Origin of the sequence: Tuberibacillus sp. Marseille-P3662, assembly GCF_900178005.1 — a bacterium.
Taxonomy (GTDB): domain Bacteria; phylum Bacillota; class Bacilli; order Bacillales; family Sporolactobacillaceae; genus Marseille-P3662.
Map to the genome: position 1 here is coordinate 136136 of NZ_FXBS01000003.1, position 20554 is coordinate 156689.

General features: G+C 42.0%; 26 protein-coding genes, 1 pseudogene and 1 riboswitch. Of the genes and pseudogenes, 18 read left to right on the forward strand and 9 right to left on the reverse strand.

The window, feature by feature from the left end; genetic code table 11:
- The first annotated feature begins 19 nt into the window (after window positions 1–19).
- Entirely contained in the window at window positions 20–235 is a 216-nt protein-coding gene (locus B9Y89_RS02060; protein ID WP_085521106.1) for a YwbE family protein, read from the forward strand.
- 37 nt (window positions 236–272) lie between these two features.
- On the opposite strand, the gene B9Y89_RS02065 is transcribed toward B9Y89_RS02060, so the two are convergent.
- Window positions 273–809, reverse strand: coding sequence for a YhcN/YlaJ family sporulation lipoprotein (locus B9Y89_RS02065; protein ID WP_085521108.1), 537 nt, complete (start codon window positions 807–809; stop codon window positions 273–275).
- Window positions 810–920: 111 nt separating this feature from the next.
- On the opposite strand from B9Y89_RS02065, the gene B9Y89_RS02070 reads away from it, so the two are divergent.
- The gene (locus tag B9Y89_RS02070; RefSeq protein WP_085521110.1) at window positions 921–2081 is read left to right on the forward strand and encodes a DEAD/DEAH box helicase; all 1161 of its coding nucleotides are present in this window, start codon (window positions 921–923) and stop codon (window positions 2079–2081) included.
- Between the two features lie 69 nt (window positions 2082–2150).
- On the opposite strand, the pseudogene B9Y89_RS02075 reads toward B9Y89_RS02070, so the two are convergent.
- From B9Y89_RS02075 to B9Y89_RS02085, 3 genes and pseudogenes are all read right to left on the reverse strand, one after another.
- Window positions 2151–2528: pseudogene (locus B9Y89_RS02075) on the reverse strand (PH domain-containing protein).
- A gap of 62 nt (window positions 2529–2590) precedes the next feature.
- Window positions 2591–2971 (reverse strand): carbonic anhydrase, encoded by a 381-nt coding sequence (locus B9Y89_RS02080; RefSeq protein WP_085521112.1) that lies wholly within the window; start codon window positions 2969–2971, stop codon window positions 2591–2593.
- A 21-nt stretch (window positions 2972–2992) separates the two neighbouring features.
- Window positions 2993–3637, reverse strand: a complete 645-nt coding sequence (locus B9Y89_RS02085) for an MOSC domain-containing protein (RefSeq protein WP_176222067.1) — start codon at window positions 3635–3637, stop codon at window positions 2993–2995.
- Window positions 3638–3849: 212 nt separating this feature from the next.
- On the opposite strand from B9Y89_RS02085, the gene B9Y89_RS02090 reads away from it, so the two are divergent.
- On the forward strand, window positions 3850–4350 hold the full coding sequence (locus B9Y89_RS02090; RefSeq protein WP_085521116.1) for a PTS sugar transporter subunit IIA: 501 nt from the start codon (window positions 3850–3852) through the stop codon (window positions 4348–4350).
- Window positions 4351–4478: 128 nt separating this feature from the next.
- Here B9Y89_RS02090 and B9Y89_RS02095 read toward each other — a convergent pair whose 3' ends face one another.
- Complete coding sequence (locus B9Y89_RS02095) at window positions 4479–4994, reverse strand: GNAT family N-acetyltransferase (RefSeq protein WP_085521118.1); 516 nt, start codon at window positions 4992–4994, stop codon at window positions 4479–4481.
- Between the two features lie 175 nt (window positions 4995–5169).
- Here B9Y89_RS02095 and B9Y89_RS02100 point away from each other — a divergent pair, with 175 nt between their 5' ends.
- The 4 genes from B9Y89_RS02100 to B9Y89_RS02115 are packed head-to-tail and all read left to right on the forward strand — an operon-like array spanning window position 5170 to window position 7782.
- Window positions 5170–6429, forward strand: a complete 1260-nt coding sequence (locus tag B9Y89_RS02100) for an MFS transporter (RefSeq protein ID WP_085521120.1) — start codon at window positions 5170–5172, stop codon at window positions 6427–6429.
- 26 nt (window positions 6430–6455) lie between these two features.
- Window positions 6456–6788, forward strand: a complete 333-nt coding sequence (locus B9Y89_RS02105) for a CHY zinc finger protein (RefSeq protein WP_085521121.1) — start codon at window positions 6456–6458, stop codon at window positions 6786–6788.
- A gap of 17 nt (window positions 6789–6805) precedes the next feature.
- Window positions 6806–7180, forward strand: coding sequence for a DnaJ family domain-containing protein (locus B9Y89_RS02110; protein WP_085521123.1), 375 nt, complete (start codon window positions 6806–6808; stop codon window positions 7178–7180).
- Between the two features lie 14 nt (window positions 7181–7194).
- Window positions 7195–7782, forward strand: coding sequence for a Maf family protein (locus B9Y89_RS02115; protein WP_085521125.1), 588 nt, complete (start codon window positions 7195–7197; stop codon window positions 7780–7782).
- A gap of 5 nt (window positions 7783–7787) precedes the next feature.
- Here B9Y89_RS02115 and B9Y89_RS02120 read toward each other — a convergent pair whose 3' ends face one another.
- On the reverse strand, window positions 7788–8411 hold the full coding sequence (locus B9Y89_RS02120) for a restriction endonuclease (RefSeq protein ID WP_254901161.1): 624 nt from the start codon (window positions 8409–8411) through the stop codon (window positions 7788–7790).
- Between the two features lie 188 nt (window positions 8412–8599).
- Between B9Y89_RS02120 and B9Y89_RS02125 the strand changes: the two genes are divergently transcribed.
- Together B9Y89_RS02125 and B9Y89_RS02130 are read left to right on the forward strand one after the other, a co-directional pair.
- Window positions 8600–9118 carry a type 1 glutamine amidotransferase domain-containing protein gene (locus B9Y89_RS02125; RefSeq protein WP_085521127.1) on the forward strand — a complete coding sequence of 173 codons (519 nt, stop codon included), beginning with the start codon at window positions 8600–8602 and terminating at the stop codon, window positions 9116–9118.
- Window positions 9119–9247: 129 nt separating this feature from the next.
- Complete coding sequence (locus tag B9Y89_RS02130) at window positions 9248–10321, forward strand: AI-2E family transporter (RefSeq protein ID WP_254901162.1); 1074 nt, start codon at window positions 9248–9250, stop codon at window positions 10319–10321.
- Between the two features lie 47 nt (window positions 10322–10368).
- Here the strand turns inward: B9Y89_RS02130 and B9Y89_RS02135 are convergent, their stop codons facing one another.
- Window positions 10369–11136 (reverse strand): arginase family protein, encoded by a 768-nt coding sequence (locus B9Y89_RS02135; RefSeq protein WP_176222068.1) that lies wholly within the window; start codon window positions 11134–11136, stop codon window positions 10369–10371.
- Window positions 11137–11248: 112 nt separating this feature from the next.
- Window positions 11249–11361, forward strand: a riboswitch (TPP riboswitch).
- A 70-nt stretch (window positions 11362–11431) separates the two neighbouring features.
- Between B9Y89_RS02135 and thiD the strand changes: the two genes are divergently transcribed.
- From thiD to B9Y89_RS02155, 4 genes are all read left to right on the forward strand, one after another.
- A complete protein-coding gene (gene thiD / locus B9Y89_RS02140; protein WP_085521133.1) occupies window positions 11432–12232 on the forward strand; it encodes a bifunctional hydroxymethylpyrimidine kinase/phosphomethylpyrimidine kinase in 801 nt (266 codons plus the stop codon).
- Window positions 12233–12243: 11 nt separating this feature from the next.
- Window positions 12244–13062 (forward strand): hydroxyethylthiazole kinase, encoded by an 819-nt coding sequence (gene thiM, locus B9Y89_RS02145; RefSeq protein ID WP_254901163.1) that lies wholly within the window; start codon window positions 12244–12246, stop codon window positions 13060–13062.
- Window positions 13052–13690 (forward strand): thiamine phosphate synthase, encoded by a 639-nt coding sequence (thiE, locus tag B9Y89_RS02150; RefSeq protein WP_085521135.1) that lies wholly within the window; start codon window positions 13052–13054, stop codon window positions 13688–13690. The genes thiM and thiE overlap by 11 nt, the downstream gene beginning before the upstream one ends.
- Window positions 13691–13857: 167 nt before the next feature.
- Entirely contained in the window at window positions 13858–14100 is a 243-nt protein-coding gene (locus B9Y89_RS02155) for a hypothetical protein (RefSeq protein WP_085521137.1), read from the forward strand.
- A gap of 69 nt (window positions 14101–14169) precedes the next feature.
- On the opposite strand, the gene B9Y89_RS02160 is transcribed toward B9Y89_RS02155, so the two are convergent.
- Both B9Y89_RS02160 and B9Y89_RS02165 read right to left on the reverse strand, forming a co-directional pair.
- Window positions 14170–15990, reverse strand: coding sequence for a M3 family oligoendopeptidase (locus B9Y89_RS02160; RefSeq protein ID WP_085521139.1), 1821 nt, complete (start codon window positions 15988–15990; stop codon window positions 14170–14172).
- A 77-nt stretch (window positions 15991–16067) separates the two neighbouring features.
- Window positions 16068–16559, reverse strand: a complete 492-nt coding sequence (locus B9Y89_RS02165) for a BsuPI-related putative proteinase inhibitor (protein ID WP_085521141.1) — start codon at window positions 16557–16559, stop codon at window positions 16068–16070.
- Window positions 16560–16600: 41 nt separating this feature from the next.
- On the opposite strand from B9Y89_RS02165, the gene B9Y89_RS02170 reads away from it, so the two are divergent.
- The 5 genes from B9Y89_RS02170 (at window position 16601) to B9Y89_RS02190 (ending at window position 20505) form a co-directional block, all read left to right on the forward strand.
- On the forward strand, window positions 16601–17005 hold the full coding sequence (locus B9Y89_RS02170; RefSeq protein ID WP_085521143.1) for a secondary thiamine-phosphate synthase enzyme YjbQ: 405 nt from the start codon (window positions 16601–16603) through the stop codon (window positions 17003–17005).
- A 69-nt stretch (window positions 17006–17074) separates the two neighbouring features.
- Window positions 17075–17533, forward strand: a complete 459-nt coding sequence (locus tag B9Y89_RS02175; RefSeq protein WP_369596714.1) for a low molecular weight protein-tyrosine-phosphatase — start codon at window positions 17075–17077, stop codon at window positions 17531–17533.
- A gap of 25 nt (window positions 17534–17558) precedes the next feature.
- Complete coding sequence (locus B9Y89_RS02180) at window positions 17559–18701, forward strand: conserved virulence factor C family protein (RefSeq protein ID WP_085521146.1); 1143 nt, start codon at window positions 17559–17561, stop codon at window positions 18699–18701.
- Window positions 18702–18908: 207 nt separating this feature from the next.
- Window positions 18909–19643 carry a YtxH domain-containing protein gene (locus B9Y89_RS02185; RefSeq protein WP_085521148.1) on the forward strand — a complete coding sequence of 245 codons (735 nt, stop codon included), beginning with the start codon at window positions 18909–18911 and terminating at the stop codon, window positions 19641–19643.
- 19 nt (window positions 19644–19662) lie between these two features.
- Complete coding sequence (locus B9Y89_RS02190; protein ID WP_085521150.1) at window positions 19663–20505, forward strand: YihY/virulence factor BrkB family protein; 843 nt, start codon at window positions 19663–19665, stop codon at window positions 20503–20505.
- The last annotated feature ends 49 nt before the right edge of the window (window positions 20506–20554 follow it).

Genomic DNA, 20554 nt, shown 5'->3' on the forward strand with positions numbered 1-20554 from the left:
AGTAGGAGTTTTATGAGAAATGAAGAATGATGCTCAACATCAAAATCGTAAAAATATTTATCCAGGCCAAGAGGTCGACATTGTTCTAAAAAAGGATCAGCGGACAGGAAAAATGACCCGCGGTGTTGTTAAGGATATCCTGACAAATTCTGGTCAACACCCGCATGGCATCAAAGTACGCTTAGAAGATGGACAGGTTGGCCGGGTCAAAACAATCATTGGGTCTGATGATTAATGGTTATTCCCTCCAAATTTAATGGAGGGTGATTGATTTAAGGGGTTTCGGCGTCATCACCGAGGCGATCTAAATTTTCTTGGACACCTGATCGGTTCTCATTGTTCTTAAGAGCATCATCCATAGTATGGATCCGATCAAGAATCGCCTCATCCATCATGATATGGATATCTTGATGATCATTGATTTGGTCGCTGATCGTGCTACGAATGTCAGCCTTGAACTTGTTTGTTATGGAATGATGGGTGTTAATGCCAATCAGGACATTGGCGTCAGTGACAATCACACGGGCGGATTTAACATTGTCCATATTCGACACACGTTTCTCAATTTGCTGGGCTGCATGCGTGTCAAAATCATTGGCATCGAGATGGTTATCTCTCGTATTGTTATCCACACCGGTATCTTCATTTAATGGGTTGTCGGTGTTATTTTTTTCGGTGTTATAACCAATTTGACGGATATTATTATTGTTGGCGCCGATCTCACTGTCGTTAGTGGTGGTTCCATTACAGCCCGTAAGGTTTATACTAAGAAGGAAAGCTGCAGCTAGTGATCCGATTTGCTTTTTCATATTCAACCTCCTTTTACCATTAGGATGGCTAAAAAGGGTTAAAATTACACATGATTGGGTTTAGAGTTATATAGTAGACATTTAGGAAGCAGAACAAAAAGGAGAATATTCATGACAGACACTTGGTCAATAATGGTGACTATGAAGCCATTTTTGCAGAGCGCCTGGGCTAGCTCAGGATTTCAGACACCCACGACCATTCAGGAGAAGGTAGCCCCTTTAGTCCTAGAAGGGCACGATATTATCGGTGAATCACCAACGGGAACAGGTAAGACTGTGGCTTATTTACTGCCGCTATTGCAACAGGTTGACCCGGATAAAAAGGCGGTTCAAGTCATTGTTTTAGCACCATCCCGAGAACTGGTTATGCAAATTTTCGACGTCGTGCAACAGTGGACCAAGGGCAGCGACATTCATGGGGCGGCTTTGATTGGTGGTGCTAATATCAAAAGGCAGCAGGAAAAATTAAAGAAACATCCTAAGATTGTCGTCGGAACGCCAGGGCGGATTCATGAATTGATTAAGTTAAAAAAATTGAAGATGCATGAAGTTAGAACGATGGTATTAGACGAAGGGGACCAGCTGCTCGTTCCCGAACATATGGATACGATCAGAAGTATTAGTAAAACAACACTTAAAGATCGGCAAACGTTAGTGTTTTCGGCGACCTTACCTCAAAGCACGGAAGAAAAAGCAAAGGAACTGATGCATGAACCGGAATTAATAAGGATTCAGAGGGATGACAAATTGCCGTCTAAGGTGGACCATATTTATTTTGTCTGTGATGACCCGAGGGACAAAATTGATGTCCTTCGTAAGCTGGTGAAGGCCGAGCCATTAAAGGCACTTACTTTTGTCAAAGACCTTGGGGACATTTCGATGATAGCTGCTAAGCTTGAGTATAAAGGTGTTCCCTTAGGTGTACTGAATAGTGATTCGACGAAACAAGATCGTGAGGCGGCAATTAAACAGTTTCGCGCCGGGGAATACCCGCTTCTCTTGGCAACAGATGTCGCGGCTAGAGGATTGGATATCAAAGATCTCACTCATGTCATCCACTTTAATCTTCCGAAGCATGCTGATCAGTACACTCATCGGTCCGGACGCACAGGAAGAGCTGGAGAGTCAGGAACGGTTATTTCGATTGTAACCAAAAAAGAAGAACGTGACTTGAAGAGAATGTCGCGTGAGTTAGGGATTACGGTTCACAAAAAGATCTTATTTAAGGGACAAATCGAGGATGAAAAGATGAAAAATAAACCTCATAAGTAATACTTTAAAACGCCACAAAATCCAATGGGTTTTGTGGCGTTTTTTAAGTCGCAAAGCGCTCAATTTAATTTAATGAACAACATAGTTTGCAAGTGCTTTTTGAACATCGTAAATGTTATCATCTTTTCGGAACTCTTTGGCGATCGGTTCTGATGTGCCGGCAATCTAAATTTTGAGTTCGGCATCAAGATCAAATGTACCAGCGGTTTCAACACTAAAATGAGTAATGCTTTGATAAGGAATAGAATGATAATCAACTTTTTTGCCTCGGACACCTTGTTTATCAATCATAATTAATCGCTTGTTGGTAAAAATCATTAGGTCACGAATGATCTTATAAGCGTGCTGAATCTCTTCATTATTGGTAATGATAGGTGCCAATTCTCTCTCAACCTCTTCGGCATCAACTTTTGATGCGTTGCCCATTAACCCATCTAGCCATCCCATCTAAATGCCTCCCTCAAAACAATACTTATTTTACGTTATGCAAGGTTCTTCAAATGTATTTTCTAATCAATCCGTTCAACTTCCCAAGCGTCATTAACATATAAGCCAATGACGGTAGCGTTAGGATACAGGTTTTGCAATGTTTGCATATTTTGCTTGGTTTGATCGACCTTTTTGTCTTTTGAAATAGGGTTGCCGGCACAATCGGCATGTCCAATCAACGCAATCAGTTCCGAACCATGCGCATTAAGTGATACTTCAATTTTAGCTTTAACCGTATCGAGTTGTTCAGAATTCGCCTCTAGTAAAACTTTATTAGGTCCTGCTTCGGTAATTGAATCGACGTAATCTACATTATAATGCGTTTTAATCCAATGAATAACGGGCTCTTGGACGCGACCATCCATACAGTTGATTGCTGCTGCAAAGGTTCCTTCTGCCATCGTTATGACCTCCATTAACGTTTAATAAATTTTTGTTTTGACCATTTTCCGCCAGGCAGTGGCAAGTTCTGGAATATCCATAATCCTGCGGAGGGATGCTTGATCGTCCCTCTGATGAAAATAAATATCGTTGATGTCGGCAATCGAAAGTTGGTCTGCTGATTCTAACAGCTGCATGTTTACATTGGGTTCAACCCAGCCTTCTTCAATCACCCGCAAATAAAAACCGGTAAACCCAGTATCCTCCATCAATTTTGGTAGATGTTTTAATTTGTGTTTGGCTCCGACTTTATAACAGGGTTTACGCGGCTGTGATACTTGTACGACCGCTTCTCCCAATTGATAAATATCACCAACTCGAATGGCACTTTCTTCCGCCTGTCCTAAAGTCACATTTTCCCCAAACGCGCCATACTCGAAAGCTAGACGATGTTCATTTTTCCAATAGGTGTAGTTGGGCTCGCAATAAACACAAACGGCTTTATCAGGTCCACCATGGTTTTTGCGGTCGGCTTGTCCATCGCCTACAAAGTTTTCGTTTCCAAGATATAGCGCTTCATGAATGGGATTTTTATTGATTCCTGTCCGAATCGTTTGATTTTGGAACGCCATGTCTGCTGGTTTTCCAACATGAAGAGCGGCGATTGGATAGCTAACATCTGCCATCATGACCCCTCCAGAGATTATCTATTAACTATATTTTACGATATTCATACGGTTTGTAAAGAGGGGATACATAAGAACGGTTGTTTTGGTTTGAATTAGACATGAGATGATATTGGCTGGTTGACTAACTTGTATATACTCATTAAACTATTTAATAAATTTGTATAATAAAATATAAATGAAATGTAAGTGAATAAATAGGAGGCGCCACGATGTTAGGAAAGTTATTGAAAAGGAAGTCGGAGCCGGTTGAGGAGATGCTGGTTTCCCCAGTTAATGGACAATCCGTTGATATAGGTGAAGTTCCGGATCCGACTTTTTCTGAAAAAATGATGGGTGACGGTATTGCTATTAAGCCTGAGGAAGGCAAAGTTGTGGCACCGATCGATAGTGAAGTTGTCCAAGTGTTTCCAACTAAACACGCCGTTGGTTTGAAAACCCGTTCCGGCGTTGAGTTATTGATTCATATTGGACTTGAAACCGTTTCGATGGATGGAGAAGGCTTTGAGGCTCATGTTAAGCAAGGGCAAAGAATCAAATCTGGAGACGCACTTATCTCTTTTGACTTAAATTTAGTAGCGGAGAAAGCAGCTGATACAGTCATACCGGTCATTATCACTAATGTTGATCAGGTTGATATTCTGAATCAGCAAATTGACAAGAACGTTCAAGCAGGGCAAACGGCTGTGATGACCGTGAAAGCACAAGGATAGACCGTCGATACGAATGAAGACCATGAACAGATAGACTTGGTGACTTCAAGCACATTGTCGTCGTCAAAAATTTTTTGGGGGATCTGACCCTTGAATTCACATACGTGAAAGATGGGGCAGCTCCTTAACTATTCGGAACGTGAACGCGCCATTTCAATCAAATGCCAGTATTCATGATTGATTGCTGCTGCATTTTTCCGCAGCCTGACTTGTTTGAAACCTGCCTTTTGATAGCACTTAATAGCCCCCTTATTGAAATCAAAAACCCCTAGTGTGACCTCACTTAATTTTAAGTTATCAAAGGCGACCTCCAGTATCTTTTGGATCATTTGCTCGCCAACGCCTTTTCCTCTGTAAGCTGGATCTCCGACTAAGACGCGTCCAATACGTGCTGTTTGCTGCGTTCGGTCAATTTTGACTAAAGATATGTGCCCGATGATTTCTTTAGTGTTAGCATCAACAACCTTATAAATAAATGCATTGGCACCCGGATGATTGGCGTCAGCAATATAGGCATGTAACTGCTCATCATCAAGCGGATATGTGAAGCTGGGTCCGGCCCACTGCAATAGGAATTCGGGTGATGTGACCCAGTTGATTAAATGATCAAAGTCGTTTCTTGTGAAATATTGAAGTTCGATCATATAGCATCACCTGTTTATTTTAGTTATATATAAAACTAACAGAGGTGCTAAAAAAATGAAATCGCATAAGGGTCCGACTCTTAAGTGAGTTGCTATACAATATGTTAAGGATTTGTTAAAATATTTAGACTGCCAGTAAATGTTGAGCGAGTTTCGAATAGGGCGTGAATGAGGCATGTTTAATTTACCTGTTGATGTAAGAAAGTTGTTGTTAACCCGGGGAATGCGAAGTTTTTGGCAAGGAATGATGGTTGTTGATCTTACCTTATATCTTGCCGCTTTGGAATGGTCAGGAAAAGCTATTGGTGTTGTGTTAACGCTATCATCCATTGTGGGCGCCCTTTTAATTATTTTGGTTGGTATTATGAGTGATCGTTTGGGTCGTAAACCTTTTCTGCTTATAAGTGAAACCTTAACCTTAGTCAGTGCTGTCGGTGCGTGTGTGACAATCAATCCGATCTTTCTAGCACTGGCGATTATCTTTGCTAATTTCGGGCGCGGTCAAACAGGGACAGCGGGGCCGTTTGCTCCTGCAGAACAGGCTTGGCTCGCGCGGTTAGTTCCGTTTTCTGTGCGGGGCAAGGTTTTTTCATATAATAATGCGATCGGTTTTTTCGGTATGGGAATCGGTGCGTTAATGGGTGGTTTGCCGGCTTTTATGCAAAACTATATGTCTGAGGCCATATCTTATCGCCCCATTTTTGGGGTGGTTGTCCTGATATCAATGGCTAATCTACTGATTATTACAACACTAAAAGAACCAGAAAAAGAAGTGGAAGACAAAGATCAGATACCGGCCAATCAAGCAGAATATATTCAAATGCAAAAAGAAACAACAAAGAAGGAAAACAAGCAATTGGCTAAATTAGCATTTGTCAATGCGATTAATGGAACGGGCATTGGATTAATTGGGCCGTTAATGGCCTACTGGTTTTCAGTTAAGTACGGTGTTGGGACGGCTCAGGTTGGCGTGACCATTTCTCTTTCATTCATATTAACCAGTTTTGCATCTTTGTTAACGGGCCGACTGACGGAAAAGTTGGGGATGATCAAGTCCGTTGTTTGGTTGCGTCTCATCGGTTTTTTTCTCTTAATACTCTTGCCGTTCTCGCCGTTTTTTTGGTTGGCGTCCGTTCTGTATATTATAAGAAACGCCATGAATCGTGGTACGCAGGGGGCAAGGCAAGCTGTCAGTGCCAGTATCACTCGTGACAGGCGCAGGGGATTATCAACCAGTATCAGCGCATTTTCGATGCGGATGCCGGCTTCAGCGGGCCCAACGATTTCAGGAGCGTTAATCGAGTCAGGGTTACTCGCTTGGCCATTCATGATTGCTGGCGGTCTGCAACTCGGTTATGTCTTTCTATACGGATATTTCTTTAAGGGGTTTGATAAGATCCAATTTCAGCAGAAAACAGCACGAACGGAGACATAATAAAACCGATGAAGAGGGGGGCTTTTATGACGTTTCCTGTAAAAGGAGTCGATATGGATGGAGAAACGCGGTGTAAACATTATGCGACTGAAAAGGATATCATCGCGATTCGTATGGGCTGCTGTAATGTGTATTATGCCTGCTATAAATGTCACGAGGAAATGGCTGACCATGCGGCAATGCCGGTTTCGAAAGATGATTTTGACCAGCCGCATGTTTTTTGCGGCCATTGTCAAAGCGAATGGACGGTTCGTGAATACTTGAACAGCGGTTATCGTTGTCCAAAGTGTCATGCACTTTTTAATGAAGGATGCCGGCTGCATTATGACCTATATTTTGAAAGAATTAATAACGAATAACAAAGGTGGGAATCGTCATGGACTTCGCAATGCGGTTAGCCGAAGAACGGATGAGACACTCGATAGACAAAGGAGATTTTGACCATCTGCCTGGAAAGGGACAGCCATTACCAGATGATGATATGTCAGGGGTTCCTGAAGATTTAAGAATGGGATATAAAATCCTTAAGAATGCCGGCGCGGTTCCTGAAGAAGTTCAATTAAAAAAAGACATGGCAACCCTTGAACAGCTGATTGCGTGTACAGAGGATGACGCAGAGAAGACGCAATTAAGAAAGCAATGGAATCAACAAAGCATTCGCTTTAATCAACTAATAGAAAAGAAGCAAATGCGAGGGAACGCCTCGTTTCGCAAATATCGAAGTAAAATTCATAATAAAATGGGCCTATAAGAAGGTGAAGTAACATGGCAACATTAATATTAGCCTCATCATCACCGCGGCGGCGGGAGTTGATTCATACGTTAGGTCTCGATGTTCACATCATAGAAAATGATGTAGATGAAACCATTTCAGAACATCTTTCTCCTGCCTCCGTTGCCAAGACATTAGCACTTAGAAAAGCGCGTCAAGCCTACGAAGATTGGCCGGACAAAGATGCAGGGGCAGTTGTGATTGGTTCAGATACTGTTGTTGCGTTAGATGACCAAATCTTGGGGAAACCGGCTGATGATACGGATGCGTGCCATATGATCGGCCAATTGGCTGGACGCAAGCATGAAGTTTATACGGCCATTGCTGTCATCCGCTTAGATGACGGGAAAGAATATGTGAGTCATCTGAAAACAGACGTGTATATGAAGCCGTTGAGCCCAGAGCGAATTAAACGCTATGTGGCGACGGGTGAATCGATGGACAAAGCAGGGGCTTATGGGATTCAAGGCCTCGGATCTATTCTTGTTGACCGGATTGATGGTGATTACTTTAATGTCGTCGGACTCCCTTTATCTTTACTAGTTGAATTACTGAAGATGTTTGACATAGACGTGTTATAAGTCGTCTATGTCGTTTCTAATTTCGCCTCAGGGGCCGGAGCCTCATTTCGGTCATCTTCATACTTCTCTAACCAGAAATCAATAAGACCAAGGCCATCAATTAAGTCAATATCCAGTGAATCGGCATAGTCTCGAGCACGCTTATTAAACGCACTTGTTGTCACGATAAACCCTCTATTTGCACCGGATTTGACCATATTGGAATGCAGGATGGCGATCGGCCTATAATCTACATCCCGCTGCTGGCATTTAACTTGCCCTAGGTATAATTCACCGTCACGATGATGCTCAATATCGACACCGAAGTCACCGGTCCGAGGTGTTAAATAAGCTTCCCCACCAAATCGTTGTTCCATAATGTTGGCAACAAAATCTTCGAACTCATGAGGCTCCTGCTTTAAAAATAAGTCTGTACTTACTTGAAAGGCTTCATCTCCATCATGATTAATTTCTTTAGGAAAATTAAACCGGTAATACAGGCCCATGGCTAGGGTTTGTTTGAGTTTCATTTGCTGCCTGATATCGTCAGCTAATTGGATTTCAGCCTCATCAATCTTCCGTTTGGTTAACCACAAATGCCCTAACCCAATGAATATGAGGACAAAGGTACTTGTAATCAGAATGTCCATATCAAACACGCCTCTCATTGATTTATTTCTTATTATTCCACACGTTCACCTTATTCATAAGCAGATGATTTGGGTGGGGCATTCGTTAGTGGTTAAACTAGAAATAGCCCAAATTAAAAATATGTTTTGACGACTTGGGTAAAAGGTAATACATTGTATGACTTCATTTTCTTAAGAGGTGATTTTAAATGGGTAAAAAGATTGCTGTATTAATGACAAGTTTGTTTGAGGACTCTGAATATACTGAGCCGGCCAAAGCTTATGAAGATGCCGGCCATGAACTGACGATTATTGAGAAGGAAAAGGGTAATATCGTAGAAGGCAAACAAGGCGAAGCTAAAGAAACGGTCGATGCTGCGATTGATGATGTTCATCCAGCTGATTTTGACGCTTTACTATTACCAGGTGGATTTTCTCCCGACATTCTCCGGGCTGATGACCGTTTTGTCCAATTTGCTAAGGCATTTATGGATGATAAAAAACCTGTGTTTGCGATCTGTCATGGTCCACAGCTTTTAATTACAGCGAAAGCTTTAGAAGGCCGTTCAGCGACTGGATTTACGTCCATTAAGGTTGATATGGAATACGCTGGCGTTAATTATAAGGATCAAGAAGTTGTCGTCTGTTGCAATCAACTTGTGACAAGTCGGACGCCAGACGATATACCGGCATTTAATCGCGAGTCACTAAAAATTCTTGAAGGCTAATGGATTCATTCTACGTCCCTCGGTTGACCGGGGGACGTTTTCTTTATTGACATGAAATCAGTTTGTCGTTATATTACGATTACAAGAGGAAAAATTTAAGAAAATGAATGAAAAATGGAGACTGATCAATTGTTTAATAGAAGTCGCTGGTTTCGTATTGCTATTGGGATTATTTTGTTTCTTGTTATTATTTTCTTGCTAGATAAGACAAGTTATATTTTACGGCCTCTAAAAGTATTAATCTCGACCTTATTTTTGCCATTTTTTATAGCGGGCATTTTGTTTTACCTTTTCCGTCCCATACAGGTTTTTTTAGAAAAACGATCTGTACCAAAGAAGTTATCTATTCTTATTGTGTTTCTTGCGATCATAGCTGTGTTATCCGTGTTTGTAGGTATAGCAGGACCTATTATCCAAGAGCAATTTACACGCCTCATTAATAATTTTCCTGACATGGTTTCAAAAATTGAAGAAGGCATTACATACTGGCAAAACAACCAACAAGAATTCCCGACTTACGTGAATGACTTCATCGATCAAACGACCAATCAAATTAAGTCGATTCTCATGAACACAGGTACGGTTATGATCAACTTTTTCAGTTCGTTATTCGGATTGGTATTAGTTTTGGTGATTGTTCCGTTTATTTTATTTTACATGCTGAATGATAAGGATCATTTTTTGCCGTCTGTGCTTAAGTTTTTTCCGGAAAGTAGTCGCGATGATGTGGCTTCAATTTTGAAAGACATGGATTCAACACTGGCAAAATATATCCAAGGGCAATTAATTGTCAGCACTTGTGTCGGCGTTTTGTTGCTTATAGGTTATTCAATCCTTGGTCTGCATTATTCACTCGTCTTGTCCCTCTTCGGCATGATGACGAATGTCATTCCATTTATTGGTCCTTATATTGCTGTCGTCCCAGCGATCATCGTAGCTTTGTTTCAAGATCCATTTATGGTGATATACGTTGTCATTATAATGTTGGTGGCCCAACAAATTGAAAGCAATTTTATTTCACCGAATGTTGTCGGGAAAGCCTTGGATATCCATCCGTTGACGATTATTTGTTTAGTATTGGCTGCCGGGAATTTTGCTGGGATTATGGCCGTTGTTTTAGCGATTCCGACTTATGCGGTGACTAAAGTGTTCGTGATCCATATCTATAAATTGTGGAAGACACAATCGAAGAAACAGACTTAGAGAAATAACCATCCCCAGACCATAAGGGGATGGTTATTCTTTGCTAGTTATGAAGATGTTTTGAGCAATGCTTGCAAAATCCCCCTATTCGTTTCCTCGTTTTTTCGAACAGCCTTTTGTGTTTTAGGATGGAACACCTCTCCACCCAAGATAGGCCATTCACCACATACGTCAAAACCACTGACATTATAATTTTTAACAAGACTTGTTAGTAATGCTAACAATCCGGTCATTGTCATTTTGCCTTGATCCCAGTTGGTGGCGGCATATGTCTGATCCATAACATCTTTATCAAGACTGATATATATGTGTTCCGATGGGATATTGGCCATAATAGCATTGATTCTTTCAGGTGTAATGCGTTCATTAGGATATAAAGAGACACGATTTCTAAGCCTGGGGTCGAGTTGTTCACGAGCTGATTCATCTGGGCCGACGATGATGACTTGCTGTAAATGATTTAGCTTGGCTAAAGCGTCTGCAACCCAAGAACCGCAGGTCATCAGCGATGTTTCCTTAAGCATATCGGTATGGTGGTCTAGTAGAATCAGTGTAAAAGGGGATTGGAGTTCGGATAAGAGTAAATAAGAAACATAATGGTAATTACCGCTGCCGATAAAATGGATACCGGTGTTAACGTATTGATGGAGGCGTTGTTGGATATGTCGCAAAGATTGTTCTTCACAAAAAAGGTTCGTATGTTGGATGTCATTAAGATTGATCCATTGATGTCTATAATCTTGAAGCAATCTTGACTGTGAATCGTAAGTGTCATCAAAGTTTAAAAATGTGATGTCCCTATTTGTCAGTCCCATCATCAAATCCTCCTCTATTCTTTTATCAATTATAACGTATTATCAGACTATTTTAAAATTTTGAGATTGGCCTATTTGAATCATAATTAAGTTTATGGTAGTTTGATAATAGAATAAGCACTGGGGGAGTCGGAAATGGCCGGCTGAGAGTGGGACCCGAAGAAGTCTCTAACCCTTTTACCTGATCTGGTTCACACCAGCGGAGGGAAGTCACGTATAAGTATAGCTATGACTTTCTGAACGCAAATCCTGATGAGGGGTTTGCGTTTCTATTTATAAAGGAGTGAAAGAGAAGATGCGGACAGCCTTAACAATTGCTGGTTCTGACAGCGGTGGTGGCGCGGGAATCCAGGCGGATTTGAAATCATTTTCTGCAAACGGTGTCTACGGCATGAGTGTCATCACGGCCATTACTGCCCAAAACACTGTAGGCGTCGAAGGCGTTGAAGACGTATCACCAGAGATGGTCAGCCAGCAACTTGATGCGGTATTGACCGATCTGCCAGTTGATGCTGTGAAAATTGGGATGGTTTCAAAGCCTGAGACGATTCAAATCATCACGGAGAAACTAAAATACTATCAACCGCGTTGGATTGTTGTTGACCCCGTGATGATTTCCAAAAGTGGTCACCACCTATTACATCCTGATGCTAAGGAGGCACTTGTTCAAACATTAATCCCGTTAGCATCGGTCGTGACACCGAATATTAAAGAAGCGGAAAACTTAGCTAATGCTTCCATTGAATCTGAAGAAGATATGGAACAAGCGGCACGCGATATCTATGATCTTGGATCACAGTCGGTCCTTGTTAAAGGCGGTCATTTAACAGGTGACCCAACTGACATATTATTTGACGGTGATTCGGTCCATAAATTGCTTGGGGATCGGAAGCAAACCAAGAATACTCATGGTACGGGGTGTACATTATCATCAGCGATTGCGGCTTATTTAGCACAGGGAGATGAAATAACAACAGCTGTTGAAAAAGGGAAAAAGTATATTGAGGGCGCGATTGCTCATGCCTTAGATCTAGGTAAGGGCCATGGACCGACCCACCATTTTTACCAATGGTATTTGGAAGCAGGAAAAAACTAAGGGGGATTCTTGTGATTCGTCAAGAAGAGATGAATACACTTTGTCACAAACTCATCCAGACTCACCCGCTCGTCCACCATATCACCAATCAAGTAACTGTTAATGATAGCGCTAATGCGACATTAGCTGTTGGTGCGAGCCCTGTAATGGCTGATAGTCCCAATGAGGCTGCAGAGATGGCCGGAGGGGCTCAAGCGCTTGTATTAAACATTGGTACCTTAAATGATCAGACCTTAACGGCCATGTTACAAGCCGGGCAGACAGCCAATCATTTGGGGATTCCTGTTATTTTGGATCCGGTCGGTGTTGGAGCAACGAGTTATCGCCGTCAACAAGTTTCAGAATTGCTGACTAAGGTTAAGCCAACGGTGATCTGTGGTAATATATCTGAAATTAAGACGTTAGCTGGTTTTGAATCGGAATCAAAGGGTGTTGATGCTGGCGATGCGTTTGATACGGCTTTCCAAGCCGCTAGAACTTTATCGGAGAAAATCGGTGCAGAAGTGGCTATTACTGGTGAAAGTGACGTTATTGCCAATCGATCCAATGTCCTGACCCTTAAAGCTGGACACTCAAACTTAGCTAAAGTAACTGGGACTGGCTGCATGGTTTCTTCGATTATCGCTTCATTTGCTGCGGTTGCTGAACATGCGCAGCTTGCTAGTATAGCAGGGGCTTTGACCATGGGGCTTGCTGGTGAATTAGCCGCGGAACGGTTAGCACCTGACGAAGGGATTGGTACATTCAGAATCAAATTGATGGATGCGATTGAGGCGGTCGTTACACAATCATCTTTAAATGTAGCGAGGGTGACAGCTATTGAAACCTAACATTGATTATTCGCTTTATTTTGTGACCCCGGATGTTAATGACACTCGCCTGTCTGAATTATTGAAAACGACCGAGTCTTTGTGTCGGGGCGGCGTGACCTTGGTGCAACTCCGTGATAAGACAGGGGACGGGGCTGCCTTCTATGATAAGGCTCGGAAAATTAAATCAATCACAGATAGGTTTTGTGTTCCCTTAATTATTAATGACCGTGTGGATATTGCTTTGGCTGTGGATGCTGATGGTGTCCATGTGGGTCAAGAAGATATTCCTGCCGGCGTTGTCAGGCGGCTGATTGGTGATGACAAATTACTTGGGGTGTCAGCCAAAACCCTTGAAGAAGCGGGGCAAGCAGAGACAGATGGTGCTGATTATCTTGGTGCAGGTTCTGTATTTCCGACATCAACTAAGAGCGATGCGGAGAGCTTATCTCTTCATGAATTGGAGACCATCACTCATAAGGTGGACTTGCCGGTCGTTGCCATCGGCGGTATTCAGCAGCAGAATTTACAGCAACTCCGTCATACCCATATTAACGGTGTCGCTGTTGTCAGTGCTTTGTACCAGAAAGACAATCCCGAACACGTGGCTCGTGAATGGAAACAACAAGTTAAACATACACTTAAGTGATCCGCAAAAAGGTTGACATTTTCTCTGTCAATCTTTTTAAATATACGAAACCTTTATGAGGGTTCATTCGTCTAATAGTTAGGGTTGTTTGTAAGAAAAATTAAAAGAATTCGGTTTGAACTGAATACATATAGTACTGAGATGGTGATAGGGAGGAGGGGATGTGGGTGAAATCTGAAGAGAAGCGAAAGCTAGCTCTTTTATCAGCACGGAATCAAATGCTGTTTTACATGTATGTCCTCGTTTTTTGGTCAATTTATGATTGGATTGTAGAAGGATATGTTGGTCCTGCTTTAATCATTTTTGTCGTTGGTCTGGCCGTCTACTATGTCTCCTACATACTCTACAGACGAAAAAATCGTCATGAGGCTTATGACTATCAAAAAGAAAGACAACGCTCAGGAAATTGATGAAGAGGGGCTCTCTAAGTATGACAATACTCTAAGAGCCCCTTCTTATGTTATTCATACGAAGGTTTTTTAGTTACACGATGTGCTGGCGTCGATGTTCCTTATAATATCAATAAACGTATCAACATCTTGAGCAACTTGTTTCGCGGCGCCTTCCCAAAAATCGGGTTGAGTTAAATCGACCCCTAGGTGTTTCACTGCCAAGTCTTCAACCTTCATGGATCCGGTATCTCTTAGCAAAGCATCATATTTCTCCGCAAAAGCCGGGCCTTCTTCGGCAGCTCTGGCATAAATGCCCATGCTGAACATATAGCCAAACGTGTAAGGGAAATTATAGAATGGCACCTCTGTAATATAAAAGTGTAACTTCGACGCCCAGAAGTGGGGATGGTAGTCAGCCAAGGCATCTTTATAAGCATCTTTCTGCGCCTGAACCATCAGTTCGTTTAACCGTTCAGCATTGACAAACCCATTTTTACGTTCTTCATAAAAGCGTGTTTCGAACAAAAAGCGGGCATGAATATTCATGAAAAAGGCGACGGCTCGTTGTAGTTTATCATCTAACAATGCTAATTGTTCTGAATCCGTTGATGCCGATCGAATAGCGGCATCGGCTACAATATTTTCCGCAAATGTTGATGCTGTTTCCGCTAAATTCATTGGGTAGTCCTGGTTTAACGTGGCCATATCCTGCATCACATGACTATGATAAGCGTGACCTAATTCATGAGCAAGCGTTGATACATTGCCGGGTGTGCCGCTATATGTCATAAAAATACGCGATTCTTCCGAAAGAGGAAACGATGTGCAAAATCCACCCGGTTCTTTTCCGGAGCGGTCTTCAGCCTCGACCCATCGATGTTCAAGTGCATGCTTGGCGAAGCGAGCCATATCAGGGTTGAAATTATTAAATTTTTCGATAATGAATTCAGCACCCTCATCAAAGCTCATTTTTGTATCAGTGCTATCAAGTGGTGCTTCGACATCTGTCCACGATAGCTGATCCAATCCCATATACTTAGCCTTCGTTTGCAGGTATTCCACAACTTTAGGCTTATATGTTTCGATCACTTGCCACATGGCGTTCAAAGTCGACTCAGACATGCGGTTGATGGTTAGAGGTTCTTTTAGCACATGATCCCAGCCGCGTTTATCATAGACGTTTAAGCGAAAACCCGCTAAACTATTTAGCGTCTGTGCTAATAAATCCTCTTGCTTGCGCCAAGCCTCTTCCCAACTGTCAGCAACCGCTTGCCGTACCGATCGATCACTATCACTTAATAAATTATCAGCCTGTCCGACGGAAAGATTCTGTTCTCCTTTTACCGGATCATTATATGTAATCGTTGTCTCACCAACGATCGAATCGTGCATGTCACTCCAACCATGATAACCATCCACAGATAAAGCATGAATGAGCTGCTCTTGATCACTAGGCAATTGCTCATGAGCGTCCTGCCTTTTTTCATTTAAAATATATGAATACGGATTGAGTGGTTTTTCCTGCAGTAAATCAGACCAAACGTCACCAGGGATTGCGGCGATGTGTTGTTCAAGAAGTGTTTCGCATGATTGGTACTCAGCGTCAATGGATTTAAGGGTGGCACTTAATTCGACAGCCTTTTTGTCATAAATATTTTGCGCCCGCAAACAACCGATGAAGGATTCAGCTTCACCTAGTCGGGCCGTTAGATCTTGAAACATATTAATATCATGCTTGAAAGCATCAGCTTCATCAACTGATTTTGGAGCTGTTGCTTTGTTTAATCGGTCATAAAAAGAAGCAACATCTTGTTTCAAAGTGGACAGGAACGCACGAAACGACTGTGATTCGCTGCCGTCTGTAAAAATGGCATCCAAGTCCCATGTTGTTTGTAATGTTTGTTCCATATATATCGTCTCCCTTTATATAGTGGAAAAGTTGTAAGACAATATAATTATATCAGAATTTTAGCATACACGGGACATCAATGAACTTGAAGGGTTATGGACTTTTCGGGTTGAGGTGATTCATTCGAAACTAACCAAAATTTTAAAGTGTAAGTACCGGAGCTTAAGTCATCAATTGTAGTATGATAGGTCATGGTTTCGCCTTGTTTCAACTTTTCTGTTCCTAGCACTTGATTAAACATGCGGTCCTTAGAGTATTGCTTAACGATCTGTCCATCTTGTGACTTGATGATGTAATCAAACCGTTGAGACGTGTTAAAATGGTAAGTAACGATGTGTTCGGTCTGATTTTTGAGACTGAACGTCACTTTAGCCCCATCACCCGATTGTTTATAAGAAAGTGATGGTTCAACACGACCGGCAACGATCCCGCCTGATTGGGCGGGTTGACTTGGATTGTCAGATGGATTTGTTTTTGACGACGGATTGTCCATGGATGCATCACCACACGCTGGAAGGATAAATACTGACATTATACAAACTAAGCTAAAAAATGATGACTTGATCATTTATACAGCTCCTTTTATAGTCTATTATGGAGGATTGTTTCATGTTACAAACATTCGATTTACAAACGCATCATCGTGATGAGATGGTTGAGATTACAGGTTCATTGAATGACTTTATACGTCAACAAGGCATTGAAGAAGGGACCTTGTTTGTACAAACGTTACATACAACAGCTGGAATCACCGTTAATGAGAATGCCGATCCTGATGTTAAACATGATATGTTAATGCGTCTTGATGAAGTCTATCCTTGGGATCATCCGAAATACCGCCATGGTGAAGGTAATAGTGCTTCGCATTTAAAGACGAGTACGGTCGGTGTGACGCAAACGCTGTTGATCAGTCAAGGCCGCCTGATGTTAGGCACGTGGCAAGGCGTGTATTTTTGTGAATTTGATGGTCCGCGCCGAAGGAAGTATGTTGTTTTAGTACAAGCTCACTCTTAATGAGTGAGGGGATTTGAAGCTATGGTACAACAGTGAAAGGATGAAACTCAAGTGACCAATGTAGTATTTGTGTGTCTAGGAAATATCTGCAGGTCTCCGATGGCGGAAGCGATATTCCGGCACTTAATCCATGAAAATCATTTATCTGAGCATATTAAGACCGATTCAGCAGGCATTGGCCCATGGCATGTGGGAGAGACTCCCCATAGAGGTACACGGGATATTTTGGATGCAAATAGCATTTCATATGAAGGCATGGAAGGCAGACAAATGAGTGCCAATGATTTTCACCATTTTGATTACGTTGTTGCTATGGATACCAGTAATGTTGATCATCTGTATAACCTAGCGGAAGATGATGATACGGATCTTTTCAAATTAATGGATTTTGTTGAAGACCAAAAAGGCGAAGATGTTCCTGACCCCTATATGACAGGCAATTTTGAACACGTGTATGGCATGGTGGACAAGGGTTGCAGAGGCCTGTTTGAATATATTTGTACTCAGGAAGGTTTGCCGAAAAATTGACATTATAGATGAGGTGATGATGTTTATGAAGTTACTCTCAATCGAACCGACACCAAGTCCGAACTCCATGAAACTGAATGTTAGCGAATCATTAGAAGCGGGTAATAATTACAATTACAAAGCAGAAGAAACTTATCCCGAAGCACCTAGCTATGTGAACCAATTATTAAGGATCGAAGGTGTGAAAGGCTTTTATCGTGTCGCTGATTTTATCGCAATAGAGCGTTTCCCTAAGTACGATTGGGAGGCGATTTTGCCGGAAGTCAGAGCTGTCTTTGGTGAAGCTGAAGATAGGAGTGAAAGCGGTGAGGCATCCGCGGATCCTAACAAGGCTGCCCAAGGTTTTGGTGAGATCCGGGTATTTATCCAAAAGTTTCGGGATATTCCCATGCAAGTCAAACTTGAAGTTGATGGAGAAGAACAGCGTGCAGGTCTACCCGAACGGTTTACTGAAGCTGTTATGGAGGCACAATCAGCTTCAGATAATATGATAATGGAACGACAATGGGTTGAACAGACACCGCGTTATGGTGATCCCCAGGAAGTTAAGCAGGATGTCACTGAAGAATTATCAGCAGCTTATAGTGATGAACGTCTAAGGGATTTAATTGATCAGGCTTTTAAAATGAATTCAAATGAAGCGACTCATACCAATCCATTTATCAAAGTTACAGAAGCCATGCTTGACGACCCCGATTGGAAGCAACGTTATGCGGCTTTGGATCGTATGGATCCTTCAATAGATGATTTACCGGTTCTTGAAAAAGCATTGCATGATAATAAAGTGGGTATCCGCCGTTTGGCCGCAGTTTATCTGGGCATGTTAGAAGATACCCGGGCTTTACCCTATCTATACGAGGCGTTGAAAGATAAAACGGTGACGGTTCGTCGAACAGCAGGAGATGCTTTGTCGGATATTGGCGATGCTAAAGCCATTCCTGCTATGATTGATGCATTGAAGGATCCCAGTAAAATTGTAAGATGGCGGGCTGCGATGTTTTTGTATGAAGTGGGTGATGAGACGGCTATAGAGGCCTTGCGTAATGCCCAAGATGATCCTGAATTTGAAGTTGCTCTACAAATTAAAATGGCATTAGAACGAATTGAAGGCGGTACAGAGGCTAAAGGTTCTGTTTGGAAGCAAATGACTAATGCGTTTGATAATTAACATAAGGCAAACCGGTTCAAACGAGAGTGAGCCGGTTTTTTAATAATGATTTTTGTACCATAATCATACTCTTTAAATGGTGATGTTTAAGTTGGTTCCTTTAGCATGTTTAGCCAATCGCATTTTGCCATTATATATTATTTGCGACTGTACAGAATAATATTGTAGCCGAATAGGCTGCAGTTTGTTATAAGGGGGCGAGAAACTTTGGACATGCAAAACCAACATCACGGTAAGTTAGGCCGTTTTATGCTGTATGGCGGATTGCTCGGCGCGGGTGTATCACTTTTCTATAAGGATACTCGATTAGCCTTGAAAGAGAACTGGGATCAGTTGAAACAGGGCTCGTACAACCTATATCAAACCGTGCGGACCAATCCTGACAGCATTTCCAATTATATGCAGAACACATCGGATAATATTAGGATGACGGCACAGGAAGTTTCTAACGACTTACGGGAGATGGCTGATAAAGTAAGCGGTGTGCGCAATAGCTCAACCCAAGCTTATCAATACGCTGTAGAAGCCGGCAGTGAAGTCGGAGAAATCACAACAAAAATTAAGAACAGTGGTCGAAATTTCACTATGCCACCGGCCTCAATTCCAGCAAACGGTATGGCGTATAACAGTGTGGTTGATAGCGGTCTTTCTGGTGACAGTTTGAACAGTTATGATCCGACGGCTGATACTGTTACAGATTCAGGAATGACAAATAATACTGTGACAGGCAACAACACTGTTACAGACCCTAGTATAACGGGAAATACAGTAACAGGCGATGATACTGTTACCGATGCAAATAACCAGGTTGTCACTCAACCTATGCCAAATTATAACGACCTGAATTGGCAGGAAAGTGCGGAACAACTTCCCGCTCCGGATAATGATGAGGAACAACTTCCGGCTCCTCAATCTTCTGATACGGATACTTTGGAGCAATAATAAAGGTGGGGAACCACTTATGGGGAAACTAAGTCAGATTGTCTTTTTTAAAACATTTTTTGTAAGGCTATATCGGCGGTTTATGGAGGATCGGGCATTGGAACTAGCGGCACAGTTAGCTTATTTTTTTCTGTTGTCGCTATTCCCCTTCCTCATCTTTACCTTTTCAATTCTTTCTTACTTAGGGATTACAGGAGAACAGATGCTGCCATACATAGAACAGTTTGCGCCACCGGACGTTTTTGATATTATTAAAAATAATTTAAATAGTGTCCTTAGTCAAAGCGGAGGTGGAGGTGTCCTATCTGTCAGTGCGTTGATTGCCATATGGTCAGCATCAACGGCCGTTGTTGCTATCATTCGAACGATGAATAGAGCTTATAATGTTGAAGAAGGGCGTCCGTTTATCCTCACTCGTTTAACAGCGATTGCACTGACATTTGCAGTGATATTTGTCATTATTATGGCGCTTGTGCTTAATGTTTTTGGGCCAACGGTTGGTAAAGAATTATTTCATTACTTAGGGATTCCTGAAAATATTTTTAAAATTTGGGATATCTTGCGGTTACTTATTAGCTTTTTGATTATCATTGTTGTCTTTGCTTGTCTCTATTGTTTTGCCCCAAACAAACAGCTGCACTTCAGTGAGGTCATTGTGGGGGCTGTACTAGCGGCAGTGTTATGGCAATGTGCATCACTGGCATTTTCCTATTATGTGGAACAGTTTGGGCAGTTTTCAGCGACATATGGAACTTTACAAGGGATCATCATCCTCATGATATGGTTTTATTTAACAGGTTTAACCATCATTATTGGCGGTGAAATCAATGCCGTTTTGCGACAAATTAGACGTCATGGATAAGTTGGGTGGATCCCGAGAACAATAGGAATGATATTTGTATGGAATGATG